Here is a 13,974-nt window from a genome sequence, read left to right on the forward strand (position 1 = left end):
CTGACCAGGCGCCCTCAAAATATCCGGGCCAGCGCCAGCAACTGCTGTTCGGCCTCGGCCGCGGACTGGGCAAAGGTGCGCTCGGCGGATTCCTCGCCTTCGGCCGCGACGACCGTGACGTCATCGATCCCGATAAAACCGAGCACGGTTCGCAGTAAGGGGTCGGCGTGGTTCATGGCGACGAGATCGCCACCGGGACCAAAACCGAACCCGCCGCGGCTGGTGACAATCAGCGCTTTTTTACCGGTGACCAGCGGTTGGTACTGGGCGATGCCGTTGTCCAGGGTGTGGTTGAAGGTCAGGCCCAGGCGCACGATCTGATCGATCCAGGCTTTGAGGCCACTGGGCACGCTGAAGTTGTGCATGGGGGTGGAGATCACGAGCAGCTCGTGGTCCAACAACTCAGCAACCAGCTCATCACTGAGCGCCAGGTCCGCTTGCATCGACAAGGACCGAGCCTGGGGCTCGGGGTAAAACGCGGCGGCGATAAAGGCTTCGTTGACCGGGGCGATCAGTGCCCGCCCGACTTCACGGCGAGTCACCTGCGCCTGTGGGTGTTGCGCCTGCCAGGCACTGAGAAAGACTTCAGCCAGGCGCCGGGAATGGGAACGCTCAGCGCGGGGACTGGCGTGGATAGCAAGTATTTTACTCATCTGTATTTCCTCCAGACTAAACTCAATGGGTGTGCGGCCTGCAGCTTGAAGCCGTGCACCGCCCCGCTCAAATGAGTAAAAATCAGTCTGGATGAAATCATTTCATCCATGGAGCCCTGTGATGTTTGCTGCCCTGCCCCTGACAGCCCTGCGTGCGTTCGAGTCGGCTTCGCGCCTGCTGAGTTTCAAGGCCGCCGCCGAAGAGCTGTCGGTCACGCCCACGGCGATTTCCCACCAGATCCGCTCGCTGGAAACCTGGCTTGGCGTGTCGCTGTTCGAGCGCCTGCCCCGCCGCGTGCAACTGACCGACGGCGGCGAACGGCTGTTCCGCAGCCTGCATGGCGCCCTGCTCGAAGTGGCGCAAAGCGTCGACACCCTGCGTCCACAGCGCAACACCAGCACGCTGATGATTTCCACCACCGCCGCCTTCGCCACCCTGTGGCTGGTGCCGCGCCTGGGACGTTTCTACGCCAGCCACCCGAACATCAAGCTGCGCCTGGACACCCATTGCGAAGTGATCGATCTGCATCAGGACGCCAGCGTCGACCTGGTCATTCGCTATAGCCTGGATGACTACCCGAACCTCTACGGCTTATGCCTGTTCGATGAACAGTTCGGTGTCTACGGCTCGCCCGAGCAGGTGAGGCTGGCAGCACACCGTGCACCGACGCTGATCAGCGTCAACTGGCACAACACCAGGCTGTACGCCCACGGCTGGCAAGCCTGGTGCGCCGAAGCCAGGGAATCCTGGCTGAATCACCCAGCACCGTGCCGCGAATACGACGAAGAGCATTACGCCCTGCAGGCTGCCATCGCCGGCCAAGGCCTGGTGCTGGCCAGCAACATCCTGGTCTCGGAGAGCGTCGCCAGTGGCTTGCTGCAGGGGTATCGCCCCGACATCCAGGTCAACGGAGCAGGCTACAGCGCGCTGTGCGTGCCGGGCCGCGAACGTCATCCACCGGTGCGGGCGTTTTTCCAATGGCTACAAGCCGAGGCACGCCTCACAGACCCACTGCAAATGAACTGATCCCGCCGTGCAACATCCGATAAAACTTTCCCCCCGGCTCATCACTCACACCTAAGGAGCACGCCAACAGAGTGTGACGCCTAGTGAATCAGCCCGAGGAGATCGAGATGAGTGAGCACCCGTTATCTGATATCAACACCCTGCGCCAGCGGGCGCGTACCCACGTCGAAAACGGCGCCGTGACCGAAGGCTACAGTGCCAACCGCGAGGAAGTGCTGCGTCTGCTCAATGAATCACTGGCCACCGAGTTGGTGTGTGTGCTGCGCTACAAACGCCACTACTACATGGCCGACGGTTTAAAAGCCGCAGTGGCGGCCCAGGAGTTCCTCGAGCACGCCACCCAGGAAGCCGAGCACGCCGACAAACTTGCCGAGCGCATCGTGCAACTGGGGGGTGAACCGGAATTCAATCCGGACGTGCTATCGAAAAACTCCCACGCGCAATACATCGCCGGCAACACCCTTAAGGAAATGGTCTACGAGGACTTGGTGGCCGAACGTATCGCGATCGATAGTTACCGCGAGATCATTCAGTACATTGGCGAAAATGACCCCACCACCCGCAGGCTCTTCGAAGATATCCTGGCCCAGGAAGAAGAACATGCCGATGACATGGCGGACTTGCTAAAAGATTTGTAGATTCCAGTATCCAGCCTTGTTGTGTTGGCTCACAGCAAGGCTCCAATATTCATCTAGTCACCACAATGTAAACCTCAAGTTACAACCCATACTTAGACTTAAGCCTTCCTTGAACTACTATAAAAATACAACCATAGCGTTGTTAAAACACCACGGAAGGAATACTCACATGTACATGAAACAACGAATAGAATACATCAGGTCTTTACCTGCACTGAGCCCCGAGCTTCTTCGTAAGGTCTCAACTTTCGCGAATGATCCCGAGCCGCCCACCCCGCCAGGTGACATCAACGACCCGGCCGCCAGCATCACTCCCGACAGCATGAATATCTTCATGCCCGGTGTATCAGACAGCATCATCTCCGATGTCAACCTGTGCAAGTTAGTCATGCAAAATGCCGCAGACTGTGAATTCCCCGATGATTCACAAATATTTGAATGGTTCAAATTCTACATCAACGGATTGAGTACCCTTGGCTGGGTAGTGCAAATCAGAGACCTTCAGGAAGTGACCATAAAAGGTGTCAACCTGACCATGGACCAAGTTGCCCTTGATGTCATCAAGGGACTCATTGGCGACAAAGCGACCCTCCTCGCCAACCTTGCAAAACAAGTGGTAAACACGGTCCAAAAGGATGAAAAACTGATCACCCTCTTTGAATCCAACAAAAAGCTTGGAAAGCAATCAAAGTTCAACATTACGCCTGCCTGGGTTGATTCAAGCGGACAAGCAAACATGGTGCTCAACTGTATTTTCCTGGATGTTCAGGAAAGTACAACGGGTGTACTGTTCTGGAAAACCAACAAAAAATCCACTGTTGTCAAATCCGGCGCGATGCACACCTATCTGGACAATTCTCTGTTCAACGACTTGCGTGGCGTTCTGCGTGAAGAATTCCTGGGTGACGCCAAGAGTAAAATCAAAAACCTCCCCCGCCTGAAAAAAAATTAACCACAACAAGGCCTGTGCTGGAACGGCAAACAGCTGCCCGTTTCAGCACGCCTGCGGACTTCAATTCAAAGCTCGAGCAAAATCATGAACACACTCAATGTAGATCTCTACACGGTAAGCGGCTCCGTCACGATTTTTTGTGGTTATCACGATGAGCAATTTATCCATGACGTGCTGCACTCCTGCCTGACTGCCCATTTGGCGGCGGCCGAACTCAGCGACCATCGAGATGACTCATGGTCTCTCTATCAAAAAACCCTTTCCGATCTGACATGGGTCACTGAGGACAGTCAGTCAAAGTGCGTACTTCTGAGCAGCAAGAGTGTGCTTGAGCTCCTGCTGGAAGCGCATGGAGAGCACCTGTCTGAATCTGACCAGCAGGCACTCACCCAAGCCTTCTCAGTCTTGCAAGACCTTCCCAAAGACTCGATTCCTATCCAGGCCATCACCCGTCGGTTTGTCGCTGACAGCGCCCCTGTCATGACAACCCCACCAACCGTGAACGACCCTGAAAGCCCAACCCGTTGTGCCGCCCAGCTAACACTCATACGCGACAACAGATCCATCGTGACCTTACGCGTCACTTTCGAAACACGACACGAGCTGGATACTGAGATTCTCAATCAACCTCTACTGCGCACTGCCGATGAAAACGCCATCAACGCCTGGTCGCTGTCCAGCACGATGGATTCCGGTATCTACGCAGAACTTAGCAGCGACATCGATAGCTACCTCGGCGACCATGCGCTCAGTGAGATCATTCATATTCACCTGCCAGCCCCCCTCATAGACGTCGCCCCTCCCAGCACATGAAACGGCCAATACCGCACTTAAAAACTCGCGCCTATTAAGTGCGGTAGCGCTGCAGGCCGTTCAGCCCTTCACCGTCTTCGGCGCCTTGCCCGACTTCATTTGCTCCAACAACGGAGCACACTGATTCGGCTCGCCCCCACTGGGCGCCACCAGCGCCAGCAAACCGGCCGCCGGGCCTGCAATGACCCCCAGCGCCACCATCCCCGCGCCGCGCAGCATCAAGGGCACGCCCTTGACCCCGGCGTCCGGCTTGATGAACTTGCCGCGCACGTACAGGGGCGAACGCAGGGAGATCAACCGCCAGCCCTTGGATTCAGGGGTGATGGTCAAGTCCAGCTGTTCGTTGGCCATGTTCGCCGTGCCGTCGATGTAGATGATCGCGTTCTCGGTGTCGAACACAAACAGGCGCGTGGTCGCCAGGCCGCTCTTGATGCCGAAGTCGGCTGCCGCGCAGTTGATCTTCACTTCCTTGTCACCAAAGATCTTGCCGACCAGGTAGTTGCCCACGTTCAACCCCGCCAGCTCCATCAGTTCACGGCTGATCGCGCCGTCGTTGATCAGCATTTTCAGATCACCATTGGCGCTGCCCAGCAACGCCGCCACCGAGTTGCCCCGCCCGGCGATGTCGGCATCGCCGTTGAGCTCGCCGAAGCTGGTTTTCATCGGTTCAAAGGTGGGGAACAACTGCTTGAGCTTGAAGCCCCGCGCGCTCAGTTTAGCCCGGCCTTCCAGCGGCGTGGTCTGCCCGTTGAGGCGGATCTGCGCGTCCAGCTTGCCGCCCGCCACGCCAAAGCGCAGCGGCTGCAGGTTGAGCTGGCCGTCATTGAGGATCACGTGGGCATACAGGTCATTGAACGGCAGCTTCTCGCTGTGGACGATGCGCTTGCCGGTGAATTCGACGTCCGCGTCCATATCGCGCCAGCGTTCAGTGCGGAACTCTTCCACCGGCAGCACCTTGTCTGCCGGCTGCTTGCTGTCGCCACCTCGGGCCTTTTGCTTGGCGTTGGAGTCGGCGCCGATCAGGGGCGCGAGGTCGGCGAACAGCAGTTGATTGGAGACCAGCGCACCGCTGAGTTTGGGCCGTGGCTGGCTGGCCACGTAGGCCAGGTTGCCATGGATGTCGCTGCCACCAATGGTGCCGTTGAAGTCTTCATAGCGGAACGTCGCCCCCTCCGGTGCCCGCAGGTTGGCGATCAGATGACCGTCGGTGGCATAGGGCGAGGAATCCGGCAGGGTGATGCCGGTCAATGGATAGAGGTTGCCCAGGCTGGTGCCCGCCAGCTTCAGGCGCAGGTCCAGCGCGCCGAGGTTCAGTGGATCGGTCAGGGTCCCGGCCAGTTCGACCCGGGTATCGGCAATCCGCACCTGGGCCTGGAGTGGAAAGGGTTTGCTGGCGTCCTGCAAGGCCAGCAGGCCGCCGATCTTGCCCTGGCCCGAAAGTGCCTGGCCGTGGTACTGGCCTTTGACCTGCAGGGCAAACGCATAATCCTGGGGCGCCGCGCCCTTGTCCTGGGCTTTCTTCGCGGTCTTGTCACCGACGATATCGCTGAACGGGATCGGCTTGCCCAATGGGTCGATCAGCAGGTCGAGGCGGGTTTTCAGGCTCTGGTCGTCGAGGGTCACGTGGCCCTTGTCGAAGCCGATCGCGCCGATATCCACCCCCCAATTGGACGGTTCGGCATTCGGATCCTTGGGGTCGAAGGTGAAGGTCCAGTTGGCGCGCCCGTCCGCCAGGCGCTGCAACTGGGCATTGGGCTCGGTCAGGACGATGCGCGGAATCACCACGCGCTGCGCCAGCAGGGCCAGCGGCGAGATCCGCAACTCGACCCGCTTCAGGCTGACCATCTGCGGTTGCTTGGACCAGTCCGGATTGCCCAGGCTCAGGTCCTCGGCCACCACATGGGGCCATGGCACCCAGGCGCGCCAGCCACCCTGGTCGAGCTCGCGCTGCCACACCACCGACAGGTTGCCATTGATTGCAAAGGGGCGATGCAACTCCTCCGAGACCTTGGCATTGAGCGGCGGCTTGATCCGGTTCCAGTCGAAGAACACGATGACCAGCACCAACAGGGCGATCAACAGCACCAGGCTGGCAAAGACCCAGGCGAGAATTTTACGGGTGCGCGTCATTGCACAAAGCTCCTGATGACTGCTCGGCGTCCGGACCGCGACGCTCGATAAAAATCCTAGGCCATAAATCGGCCGGCGATGAACACTACGACTGGCAAATGGCCCGCAGGTTTAACCAAAAAGTCGATTCAGCGGCAAATAGCGGCTTTTTTCCTGACCGATTCGCCAGAATTCTGTTACCTGAATCGCCCTTCGACGGCGCACAAGCGGGTGGAAAATACCCAATCCAGTGCCGAAACGTTCCCCGCCAACCCCCGTTCTAGAGGCGTTCGGCAGAACAATCAATTCCGTTGATTATTACCATTGTCTTTATGAACTTTTATATCGACTTATCGAGAGTAGCATTGCCTCCGTACCCACTTTATCGCCCCCACACGGAGCAACTGACCATGAAACGCCAATTACTGCTGAGCCTGACCCTTTCCCTCCTCGCCGCCAACGCCTTCGCCTTGCCCGCGGCCGAGCAAGCCACACCACAAGCCAAAGCCGAACAGTCGGTGTTGAGCCAGACCGTGGCCGAAGGGGGTTCCGACCGCCTGCTGGATCGCAACAAAATCGCCGCCGATGGCTATGACCGTACCCCACAAGGCCAGACCGTTGCCGAAGGCGGCCGTGATCGCCTGGAAGAGAAAGGCCTGGTTGAAGATGGCTACGACCGCACCCCACAAGGCCAAGTGGTTGCCGAAGGTGGTGGTGACCGTGTCATCGAACGCAACAGCGCAGTGAGCTGAGCCCATGGTGGCCCTGAAAAAAGCCCGACTCCCTGGAGTCGGGCTTTGACTTTGTAGCCCTCGCACCACCCGCGCTTCATACGCGCTACCACCTACTGACTGAAGTTCGACGCCAGCAAAGCCGATTTGCTAGAGTGCGCCGCTGTCCCTGATTAGAAGTCAGCCGCCTGATGCTGCCCCGCGCCGAACAGAAACAACAGACCCGCAACGCCCTGATGGACGCGGCCCGCCACCTGATGGAGTGCGGCCGAGGATTCGGCAGCCTGAGCCTGCGCGAAGTGGCGAAAACCGCCGGCATCGTCCCCACCGGTTTCTATCGGCACTTTGCCGATATGGATCAACTGGGCCTGGTGCTGGTCAGCGAAGTCGGCCAGACCTTCCGCGAGACCATTCGCCTGGTGCGCCATAACGAATTCGTCATGGGTGGGATCATCGATGCCTCGGTGCGAATCTTCCTCGACGTGGTGGCCGCCAACCGCTCGCAGTTCCTGTTCCTGGCCCGTGAGCAGTACGGCGGATCTCTGCCGGTGCGCCAGGCCATCGGCCAGTTGCGCGAGAACATCAGCGCCGACCTCGCAGCGGACCTGGCATTGATGCCCAAACTGCAACACCTGGACCTGGCCGGCCTGTCGGTAATGGCGGACCTGATCGTCAAGAGCGTGTTCGCCACCCTGCCCGACATTATCGATCCGCCCGTGCAAGCGCTGCCCGAGCATCTGACCCCGCAAGCGAAGATCACTCAACAACTGCGCTTCATCTTTATTGGCCTCAAGCATTGGCAAGGGTTGGGCAGTACCGAGTAAGCCCCGTCACCCTGCCGCGCGACAAAAAGGTGCGCTCCCCCGCTGTCGCGCACCAAACCACGCCATAACATTCCCCCTTGCCCTGCACCACTTTCTAGCGTTCGCGGGCTGAAAAGGGGAAATCTCCTACATCCATTGCTGTTGGCAAGCCCCTTGCTCTAGCCCCTGCATCGTTCTTTGCTGGAAGCTTGCCATGCTGGTGATTCATCGCAGAATCGACCCTCAACCCCTCTGGGCCGCCGAGTTGCACCTGAACTTCGAGGCCCGCAGCAAAAGCCGCCTGCGCTGTTTCAGTGCCGCGGGGGAAGACGTCGGCCTGTTTCTGGAGCGCGGCCAGCCACCGCTGTCCGACGGTGAGTGCCTGGAGGCCGAGGACGGCCGCATCGTGCGGGTCTGCGCCCGCCCTGAACAACTGCTGCACGTCACCTGCGCCAACGCCTTCGAATTGACTCGCGCGGCCTATCACCTGGGCAATCGCCACGTTGCCCTGCAAGTGGGTGACGGCTGGCTGCGCCTGCTCGACGACTATGTGCTCAAGGCCATGCTCGAACAGCTGGGTGCCAGGGCCGTCTGTATCGAGGCGCCGTTCCAGCCCGAACACGGTGCCTACGGCGGTGGCCATCACCATTCGCGTCACGGTGACGAAGACTTCAACTACGCCCCCAAACTGCACCAGTTCGGCGTACGCCTGTGAATCCCGCCTGGGCGCTGCTACGCCTGGCCAGTCCACAACTGCCAATTGGCGGCTACAGCTATTCCCAGGGCCTGGAAATGGCCGTGGACAACGGCCGCGTCAGCGACCCGTCGACGGCCAGGCGCTGGATCAGCGACCAACTGCGGCTCAACCTCGCGCGTTTTGAAGCACCCTTGCTGCTCGCCCACTGCAGCGCGGCCGCCAACGAAGACTGGTCACAGTTGTGGCGCCACTGTGAGCAGCACCGGGCCAGCCGGGAAACCCGCGAGCTGCATCAGGAAAGCCGGCAGATGGGCTACTCCCTGCAACAACTGCTCAGCGGCTTGCCAGAGTTGGACGAACCTGCCCGGGGGTTTCTGGAGCGCTGCCACGAACCCCACCTGGCCCTGGGCTGGGCACTGGCCGCCCGTGCCTGGCACATCAGTGCGCAGGACGCCCTGGCCGCCTGGCTGTGGAGCTGGCTGGAAAACCAACTGGCGGTGCTGATGAAAACCCTGCCGCTGGGCCAGCAGGCGGCGCAGCGCCTGACCAGTGAACTGCTGCCGCTGCTGCAACAAGCGCAGCAGGACGCCACCCGAATCCATCCCGAACACCTCGGCAGTGCCGCGTTCGGCCTGTCCCTGGCGTGCATGGCCCATGAGCGCCAGTACAGCCGCCTGTTCCGTTCCTAGGGCCTGTCATCTTGGAGAATCACATGAATACACAACCTCTGCGTGTCGGTATCGGCGGCCCGGTCGGCTCCGGCAAAACCGCCCTGACCCTGGCCCTGTGCCTGGCGCTGCGTGAGCGCTACAACCTGGCGGTGGTCACCAACGACATCTATACCCGCGAAGACGCCGATTTCCTGGTGCGCAACCAAGCGCTGGCACCGGAGCGGATCATCGGCGTGGAAACCGGTGGCTGCCCGCACACGGCAATTCGCGAAGACGCCTCGATCAACCTGGAGGCGGTGGATCAATTGAACCGGCGCTTTCCGGGCCTGGACCTGATCCTGGTGGAGTCCGGCGGCGACAACCTGTCGGCGACTTTCAGCCCCGAACTGTCGGACCTGACCATCTACGTGATCGATGTCTCGGCGGGCGACAAGCTGCCACGCAAGGGCGGGCCGGGGATCTGCAAGTCCGACCTGCTGGTGATCAACAAGATCGACCTGGCCCCGCTGGTGGGCGCCTCACTGAGCCTGATGGACAGCGACACCCAGCGCATGCGCAACGGTAAACCCTTTGTCTTCAGCAACCAGAAAACCGGCCAGGGCCTTGAACAGATCATCGCCTTCATTGAACGCCAGGGCCTGCTGACCGCGGCCTGACAGTTATCCACAAGACATTCGACAAGGAAGCTTATCCATGACACTCAAACGCCTATTGGCCGCCGCGGCCCTGCTGCTCACTCCGGCCCTGGCCTTCGCTCACCCGGGCCATGGCGACAATGGCTGGATGGCCGGCATCAGCCATCCCATCGGCGGCCTCGATCACCTGCTGGCGATGCTCGCCGTCGGTTTGTGGGCCGCACAACAACAAGGGGCCGCCCGCTGGGCACTGCCCTGCACCTTCGTCGGCACCATGCTGCTGGGTGGCGTGCTCGGGTTCGAGGGTTTGAACCTGCCAGCCCTGGAGAGCGGGATCGCCGCCTCGGTGCTGGCACTGGGCCTGGCGGTGGCGCTGGCGGTGCGGCCCGCCCTGAGCCTGGCCGTCGGCGCCACCGCGCTGTTTGCCCTGTTCCACGGCGTGGCCCACGGCCTGGAGCTGCCCGAGATGTCCAGCCCCTGGACCTACGCCGGCGGCTTCGTCGCCGCCACCGCCGCCCTGCATGCTGCCGGGTACGCCCTGGTGCGGGTGTTGCCGCAAGCCGCCGCACCGCTGGTACGCCTGGCCGGTGCAGCATCGGCGGCGACCGGGGTCTGGCTGCTGGCTGGCTGATGAGGTGCAGTTGCCGGCAACAAGCTGCAAGCAAATCGGCTCTGACTTGCCGCTTGAAGCTAGCCGCTTGAAGCTAGCCGCTTGAAGCTTGCCTCCCTCAGGCCTGCTACCATGTCGCGCAAACACTCCTGCCGTGACGACGCCAGCCAATGCCCCATGCTCCCCGCTCTGCCTCCCAGCCTGAACTGACCGCTCTGTTTGCCGCCGTGCAGCAGCATTTTCGCGGCGTGATCGTGCCCCTCTGGCAGGGCCCGGGCTGGAACGCGCAAATGGCATTGCCCTACGAAGCACTGGATGCCCAGCACCAGCCATTGCCGCCCCAGCGCTACCGGGCCATGGCCTGCGCGCGCCAGTTGTACCTGTTCGCCAGCCTGATCGGTGAAGTGCCGGCGGCCGAGGAGCGGGCAGCGGCGCTGTTCCGTTCGCTGCAACAGCACTTTCATGATGGCGAGCATGGCGGCTGGTTCTACAGCATCGACCCCCAGGGCGCGCCGCTGGATCAACGCAAGGACCTCTACACCCACGCGTTCATCCTCTTCGCCTGCGCCCATTACTGGGACAAGGTGCGCGAGCCGCTGGTGGAATCGGTGCTCAATGCCGCCCTGCAAGTGCTTGCCCAGCACTTTGCCAGTGGCAACGGCCTGTACGAAGCGAGCCTGGACCGCGACTGGTCGTCACTCGGCACAGGCCCCCTGCAAAACCCGCTGATGCACCTGGCCGAAGCCTTTCTGGCCACCCTGGCGGTGAGCGAGGACCGGGCAGTCGAGACGGCACTCAAGGCCTTGTGTGCCGCCATGCAGCAGCACTTCATCGACCCGCAGCACGGGGTGATGATGGAGAAGCCGTTGGGGGCTGTGGATAACTGGTTTGAACCGGGGCATCAGTTCGAATGGTTGTTCCTGCTCGACGCTTCGCCGACCCTGCGCGGCTCGGCGCTGCATGCCTCGCTGGACCGCGCCTTCGCCTTCACCGAGCAGCGAGGGGTCGAGCCACAGACCGGTGCCGTCGCCGCCATGCTCGAATTGGCGGAGGGCGAACCGCCGCGCGACGCCACCCAGCGCATCTGGGCCCAGGCCGAGTACCTGCGCGCCCTGACCTTGCGCCCGGCCAGCGAGGCGGCGCTGCTGCGTCAGTTGCAAGCCTTGCAGCAACGATTCCTGCACGCCGGCGGCTGGCACGAATGCCTGGACGCCAGCGGCATGGTCAGCCGCCAGGATATGCCGTCGACCACGCCCTACCACCTGGCGACCTGTTATCGCGGGTTGGCTGAATACTTGGGTTGAGCTGAAGACCGCTGTCGCGAGCAAGCTTTGCGCCTGCAAATCGCCAGCCAGGCTGGCCTGCGCTGAACGCGACGCGGTCTTCAGCCCGCAATCCACTTCGGATCAGCGGTAAAGCTGATGGTCAGCCAACGCGCCGCATCCGGCTTGCCCAACTGTGCCGAAATCTGCTCGCGCAAGGCATCCAGCGTGGCCACGCCCTCCAGTCGGTAATCGGCCGGCAACACCACGTGTATCTCGATAAACCGCGCCCGCCCGTGTTTCTGCACATAGCTGACGTAGTCGGCAAAACCGAGTTCGGCCTTGGCCGCGTCCATCACCTGGCGCACCTTGTCATCCAGTTGATCGGGGGCAATGCCCAGCACATCGCGCAAGGCCGGGCGCAGGATCTTCCAGGCCGATGCCAGCATGCTCAAGGCCAGCAGGATCAGGATCAGCGGGTCGACGTACAGCGCCCACTGGCCATACCCCTGGGTCTTGAGCAGCAGCGCCGTGAGAAAACTCACCAGCAAGCCCACCGACAGCATGGCGTCCACCAGCCAGCTGATGTTGTCGAACTGGATCAACGTGGACTTGAGCGTGCGATTGCGATGGCGGATATAGAAGAAATAGGCGAACTCGACCACGGTAAATACCGCCGCGTAGACGATCACCAGTCCCAACTCGACATCGCGGCCACCGTTGATGATGCCGAACACGCCATTGAGAAAGGCGTAGATCGCAATCAGCAGCAGGAAGCTGCCTTCAATCAGCAGCACCATGGGTTCCAGGTGCCAGAAGCCGAACTGGAAACGCTGATTGCTCTGCTTGGCGATCAGCTTGGCGGTGATCAACATCAGGACCTTGATGAAGGTCGCGATCAACGAAAAAAAGCCATCGAACAGGATGGATTGGGACCCGGAAACAAAACCCGTGACGATCCCGGCGATCGCCACGGCCAACATCAGGATGGTCGATTGCTTGAGCAGTGCCTGCTCACCTCGGTTACTCACAGGGCCTCCTTGTAAACCCGGACATCCGCGACATGCGGTAGGGGTTTCGACAAGGAGTGTACCTTATGCCCTGTTTTGGCCGAATTGGCGCCTTGATCTTAGGCCTTGGCGCTGCGATCGATCGCAAACCCACCCCAGGTCTGGCTCACGGGCATCAGTTCCAGGCGGTTGATGTTGATGTGCGCCGGCGCGTTGAGCACCCAGAAGATGGTGTCGGCAATGTCTTGCGGCTGGATCGGCTCAGCCCCGGCATAGGTCGCGTCGTAGCGTGCCTGGTCGCCGGCAAAGCGCACCAGGGAGAACTCGCTCTCGCACAGGCCCGGTTCGATGTTGCTGACGCGCACGCCAGTGCCCTGCAGGTCGCACCGCAGGTTCAACGAGAACTGTTTGACGAAGGCCTTGCTCGCGCCATACACGTGGCTGCCCGGGTACGGGTAGTTGCCGGCGATGGAGCCCAGGTTGATGATCCCGGCGCCGCGCCCGTGGGCGATCAGGCGGGGCAACAACAGGCGAGTGCTGTACATCAGGCCCTTGATGTTGGTGTCGACCATGGTGTCCCAATCGTCGAGGTCGCACTTGGGTGCCGGGTCCACGCCCAGGGCCAGGCCGGCGTTGTTGATCAGCCCGCGCAGCGTGGCAAAGGAGGGTGGCAGGTTGGCAATGGCCGCTTCCATCGCCTGGCGATCACGCACATCGAGCACCAGGCCATGGACCTCGGTCTGCTTCGACAATTCGGCACACAGGGCATTCAGACGCTCTTCCCGACGCCCCGTCAGCACCAGTTTCCAGCCAGCCTCGGCAAAACGACGGGCGCAGGCTTCACCAAAACCGGATGTGGCGCCGGTAATAAACAGGGTGTTGGACATCGTGCTCTCCTGGATTGGGCTGATCCACAGCCTCGAAATGGATAAACAAAAGGCAGCATGCCCGGCCACGTTCTTAGGGGCAACCTCGGGTTTTCTGGACAAAAAACAACCAACCGCTTCCAGCCCTTGTGAACCGTGGCCCGCAGCCAACTGCACGCACCTTATCCACAGCCCCGTCCACAATCTTTGGGGGCAAGTGCAAACGTCTGGGCACCGCTGTCCACAAGGCTTTGCGGGCAGATTGAAAAGTTTTTTGCTTGACCGAGGCCGCCCCACGTGTCGCCCTCCCAGGTTAAACGCGACCGGCCGGTCAAATCGGCGATGGCTCCAAGCCAGTAAATTCGGCGCTTTGCCAAGTCTTTCCAGAGTTTAACCACAGACTTATCCACAGGCTGCCAGGGCGATTTCCCCTTCCACTCGGCGACCAATAAAAAGGTTGACAATCCAGGCTCAGGGTCGTGAAAAAGTCGCTGTAC

15 protein-coding genes are annotated in these 13,974 nt (G+C 60.9%); 11 read left to right on the forward strand and 4 right to left on the reverse strand.

What is annotated here, in order from left to right:
- Positions 1 to 14: 14 nt before the first annotated feature.
- On the reverse strand, positions 15 to 653 hold the full coding sequence (locus AACY45_RS17545; protein ID WP_339546626.1) for an FMN-dependent NADH-azoreductase: 639 nt from the start codon (positions 651 to 653) through the stop codon (positions 15 to 17).
- A 121-nt stretch (positions 654 to 774) separates the two neighbouring features.
- On the opposite strand from AACY45_RS17545, the gene AACY45_RS17550 reads away from it, so the two are divergent.
- The 4 genes from AACY45_RS17550 to AACY45_RS17565 all read left to right on the forward strand — a co-directional run bounded on the left by AACY45_RS17550 (position 775) and on the right by AACY45_RS17565 (position 4,083).
- Entirely contained in the window at positions 775 to 1,680 is a 906-nt protein-coding gene (locus tag AACY45_RS17550) for a LysR substrate-binding domain-containing protein (protein WP_339546627.1), read from the forward strand.
- 107 nt (positions 1,681 to 1,787) lie between these two features.
- Positions 1,788 to 2,318 (forward strand): ferritin-like domain-containing protein, encoded by a 531-nt coding sequence (locus tag AACY45_RS17555; RefSeq protein ID WP_339546628.1) that lies wholly within the window; start codon positions 1,788 to 1,790, stop codon positions 2,316 to 2,318.
- Positions 2,319 to 2,487: 169 nt separating this feature from the next.
- Positions 2,488 to 3,270 carry a hypothetical protein gene (locus AACY45_RS17560; protein WP_339546629.1) on the forward strand — a complete coding sequence of 261 codons (783 nt, stop codon included), beginning with the start codon at positions 2,488 to 2,490 and terminating at the stop codon, positions 3,268 to 3,270.
- Between the two features lie 84 nt (positions 3,271 to 3,354).
- Positions 3,355 to 4,083 carry a hypothetical protein gene (locus AACY45_RS17565; protein WP_339546630.1) on the forward strand — a complete coding sequence of 243 codons (729 nt, stop codon included), beginning with the start codon at positions 3,355 to 3,357 and terminating at the stop codon, positions 4,081 to 4,083.
- A gap of 60 nt (positions 4,084 to 4,143) precedes the next feature.
- On the opposite strand, the gene AACY45_RS17570 is transcribed toward AACY45_RS17565, so the two are convergent.
- On the reverse strand, positions 4,144 to 6,213 hold the full coding sequence (locus tag AACY45_RS17570; RefSeq protein ID WP_339546631.1) for an AsmA family protein: 2,070 nt from the start codon (positions 6,211 to 6,213) through the stop codon (positions 4,144 to 4,146).
- Positions 6,214 to 6,602: 389 nt separating this feature from the next.
- On the opposite strand from AACY45_RS17570, the gene AACY45_RS17575 reads away from it, so the two are divergent.
- From AACY45_RS17575 to AACY45_RS17605, 7 genes are all read left to right on the forward strand, one after another.
- The gene (locus tag AACY45_RS17575; RefSeq protein ID WP_339546632.1) at positions 6,603 to 6,944 is read left to right on the forward strand and encodes a hypothetical protein; all 342 of its coding nucleotides are present in this window, start codon (positions 6,603 to 6,605) and stop codon (positions 6,942 to 6,944) included.
- A 170-nt stretch (positions 6,945 to 7,114) separates the two neighbouring features.
- Positions 7,115 to 7,747, forward strand: a complete 633-nt coding sequence (locus AACY45_RS17580; RefSeq protein WP_339546633.1) for a TetR family transcriptional regulator — start codon at positions 7,115 to 7,117, stop codon at positions 7,745 to 7,747.
- A 193-nt stretch (positions 7,748 to 7,940) separates the two neighbouring features.
- Positions 7,941 to 8,441: an urease accessory protein UreE gene (gene ureE, locus AACY45_RS17585; RefSeq protein ID WP_339546634.1), complete on the forward strand. Its 501-nt coding sequence runs from the start codon at positions 7,941 to 7,943 to the stop codon at positions 8,439 to 8,441.
- Positions 8,438 to 9,112: an urease accessory protein UreF gene (locus AACY45_RS17590; protein WP_339546635.1), complete on the forward strand. Its 675-nt coding sequence runs from the start codon at positions 8,438 to 8,440 to the stop codon at positions 9,110 to 9,112. Before ureE ends, AACY45_RS17590 begins: the two co-directional genes overlap by 4 nt.
- A gap of 23 nt (positions 9,113 to 9,135) precedes the next feature.
- Positions 9,136 to 9,750 (forward strand): urease accessory protein UreG, encoded by a 615-nt coding sequence (gene ureG / locus AACY45_RS17595; protein ID WP_095169540.1) that lies wholly within the window; start codon positions 9,136 to 9,138, stop codon positions 9,748 to 9,750.
- Between the two features lie 37 nt (positions 9,751 to 9,787).
- The gene (locus AACY45_RS17600) at positions 9,788 to 10,360 is read left to right on the forward strand and encodes a HupE/UreJ family protein (RefSeq protein WP_339546636.1); all 573 of its coding nucleotides are present in this window, start codon (positions 9,788 to 9,790) and stop codon (positions 10,358 to 10,360) included.
- 149 nt (positions 10,361 to 10,509) lie between these two features.
- A complete protein-coding gene (locus tag AACY45_RS17605; protein WP_339546637.1) occupies positions 10,510 to 11,643 on the forward strand; it encodes an AGE family epimerase/isomerase in 1,134 nt (377 codons plus the stop codon).
- An 80-nt stretch (positions 11,644 to 11,723) separates the two neighbouring features.
- Here the strand turns inward: AACY45_RS17605 and AACY45_RS17610 are convergent, their stop codons facing one another.
- Complete coding sequence (locus tag AACY45_RS17610; RefSeq protein ID WP_339546638.1) at positions 11,724 to 12,632, reverse strand: cation diffusion facilitator family transporter; 909 nt, start codon at positions 12,630 to 12,632, stop codon at positions 11,724 to 11,726.
- A gap of 98 nt (positions 12,633 to 12,730) precedes the next feature.
- Positions 12,731 to 13,498 (reverse strand): SDR family oxidoreductase, encoded by a 768-nt coding sequence (locus AACY45_RS17615; protein WP_339546639.1) that lies wholly within the window; start codon positions 13,496 to 13,498, stop codon positions 12,731 to 12,733.
- Between the last annotated feature and the right edge of the window lie 476 nt (positions 13,499 to 13,974).

Origin of the sequence: Pseudomonas sp. RA_35y_Pfl2_P32 (genome assembly GCF_963970735.1) — a bacterium.
In the GTDB taxonomy this organism is placed as follows: domain Bacteria; phylum Pseudomonadota; class Gammaproteobacteria; order Pseudomonadales; family Pseudomonadaceae; genus Aquipseudomonas.

Bases quoted from the DNA above. Each gene is read 5' to 3' on its own strand.
- AACY45_RS17545 (WP_339546626.1), bottom strand. From the start codon at position 653: ATGAGTAAAATACTTGCTATCCACGCCAGTCCCCGCGCTGAGCGTTCC.
- AACY45_RS17550 (WP_339546627.1), top strand. From the start codon at position 775: ATGTTTGCTGCCCTGCCCCTGACAGCCCTGCGTGCGTTCGAGTCGGCT.
- AACY45_RS17555 (WP_339546628.1), top strand. From the start codon at position 1,788: ATGAGTGAGCACCCGTTATCTGATATCAACACCCTGCGCCAGCGGGCG.
- AACY45_RS17560 (WP_339546629.1), top strand. From the start codon at position 2,488: ATGTACATGAAACAACGAATAGAATACATCAGGTCTTTACCTGCACTG.
- AACY45_RS17565 (WP_339546630.1), top strand. From the start codon at position 3,355: ATGAACACACTCAATGTAGATCTCTACACGGTAAGCGGCTCCGTCACG.
- AACY45_RS17570 (WP_339546631.1), bottom strand. From the start codon at position 6,213: ATGACGCGCACCCGTAAAATTCTCGCCTGGGTCTTTGCCAGCCTGGTG.
- AACY45_RS17575 (WP_339546632.1), top strand. From the start codon at position 6,603: ATGAAACGCCAATTACTGCTGAGCCTGACCCTTTCCCTCCTCGCCGCC.
- AACY45_RS17580 (WP_339546633.1), top strand. From the start codon at position 7,115: ATGCTGCCCCGCGCCGAACAGAAACAACAGACCCGCAACGCCCTGATG.
- ureE (WP_339546634.1), top strand. From the start codon at position 7,941: ATGCTGGTGATTCATCGCAGAATCGACCCTCAACCCCTCTGGGCCGCC.
- ureG (WP_095169540.1), top strand. From the start codon at position 9,136: ATGAATACACAACCTCTGCGTGTCGGTATCGGCGGCCCGGTCGGCTCC.
- AACY45_RS17600 (WP_339546636.1), top strand. From the start codon at position 9,788: ATGACACTCAAACGCCTATTGGCCGCCGCGGCCCTGCTGCTCACTCCG.
- AACY45_RS17605 (WP_339546637.1), top strand. From the start codon at position 10,510: ATGCCCCATGCTCCCCGCTCTGCCTCCCAGCCTGAACTGACCGCTCTG.
- AACY45_RS17615 (WP_339546639.1), bottom strand. From the start codon at position 13,498: ATGTCCAACACCCTGTTTATTACCGGCGCCACATCCGGTTTTGGTGAA.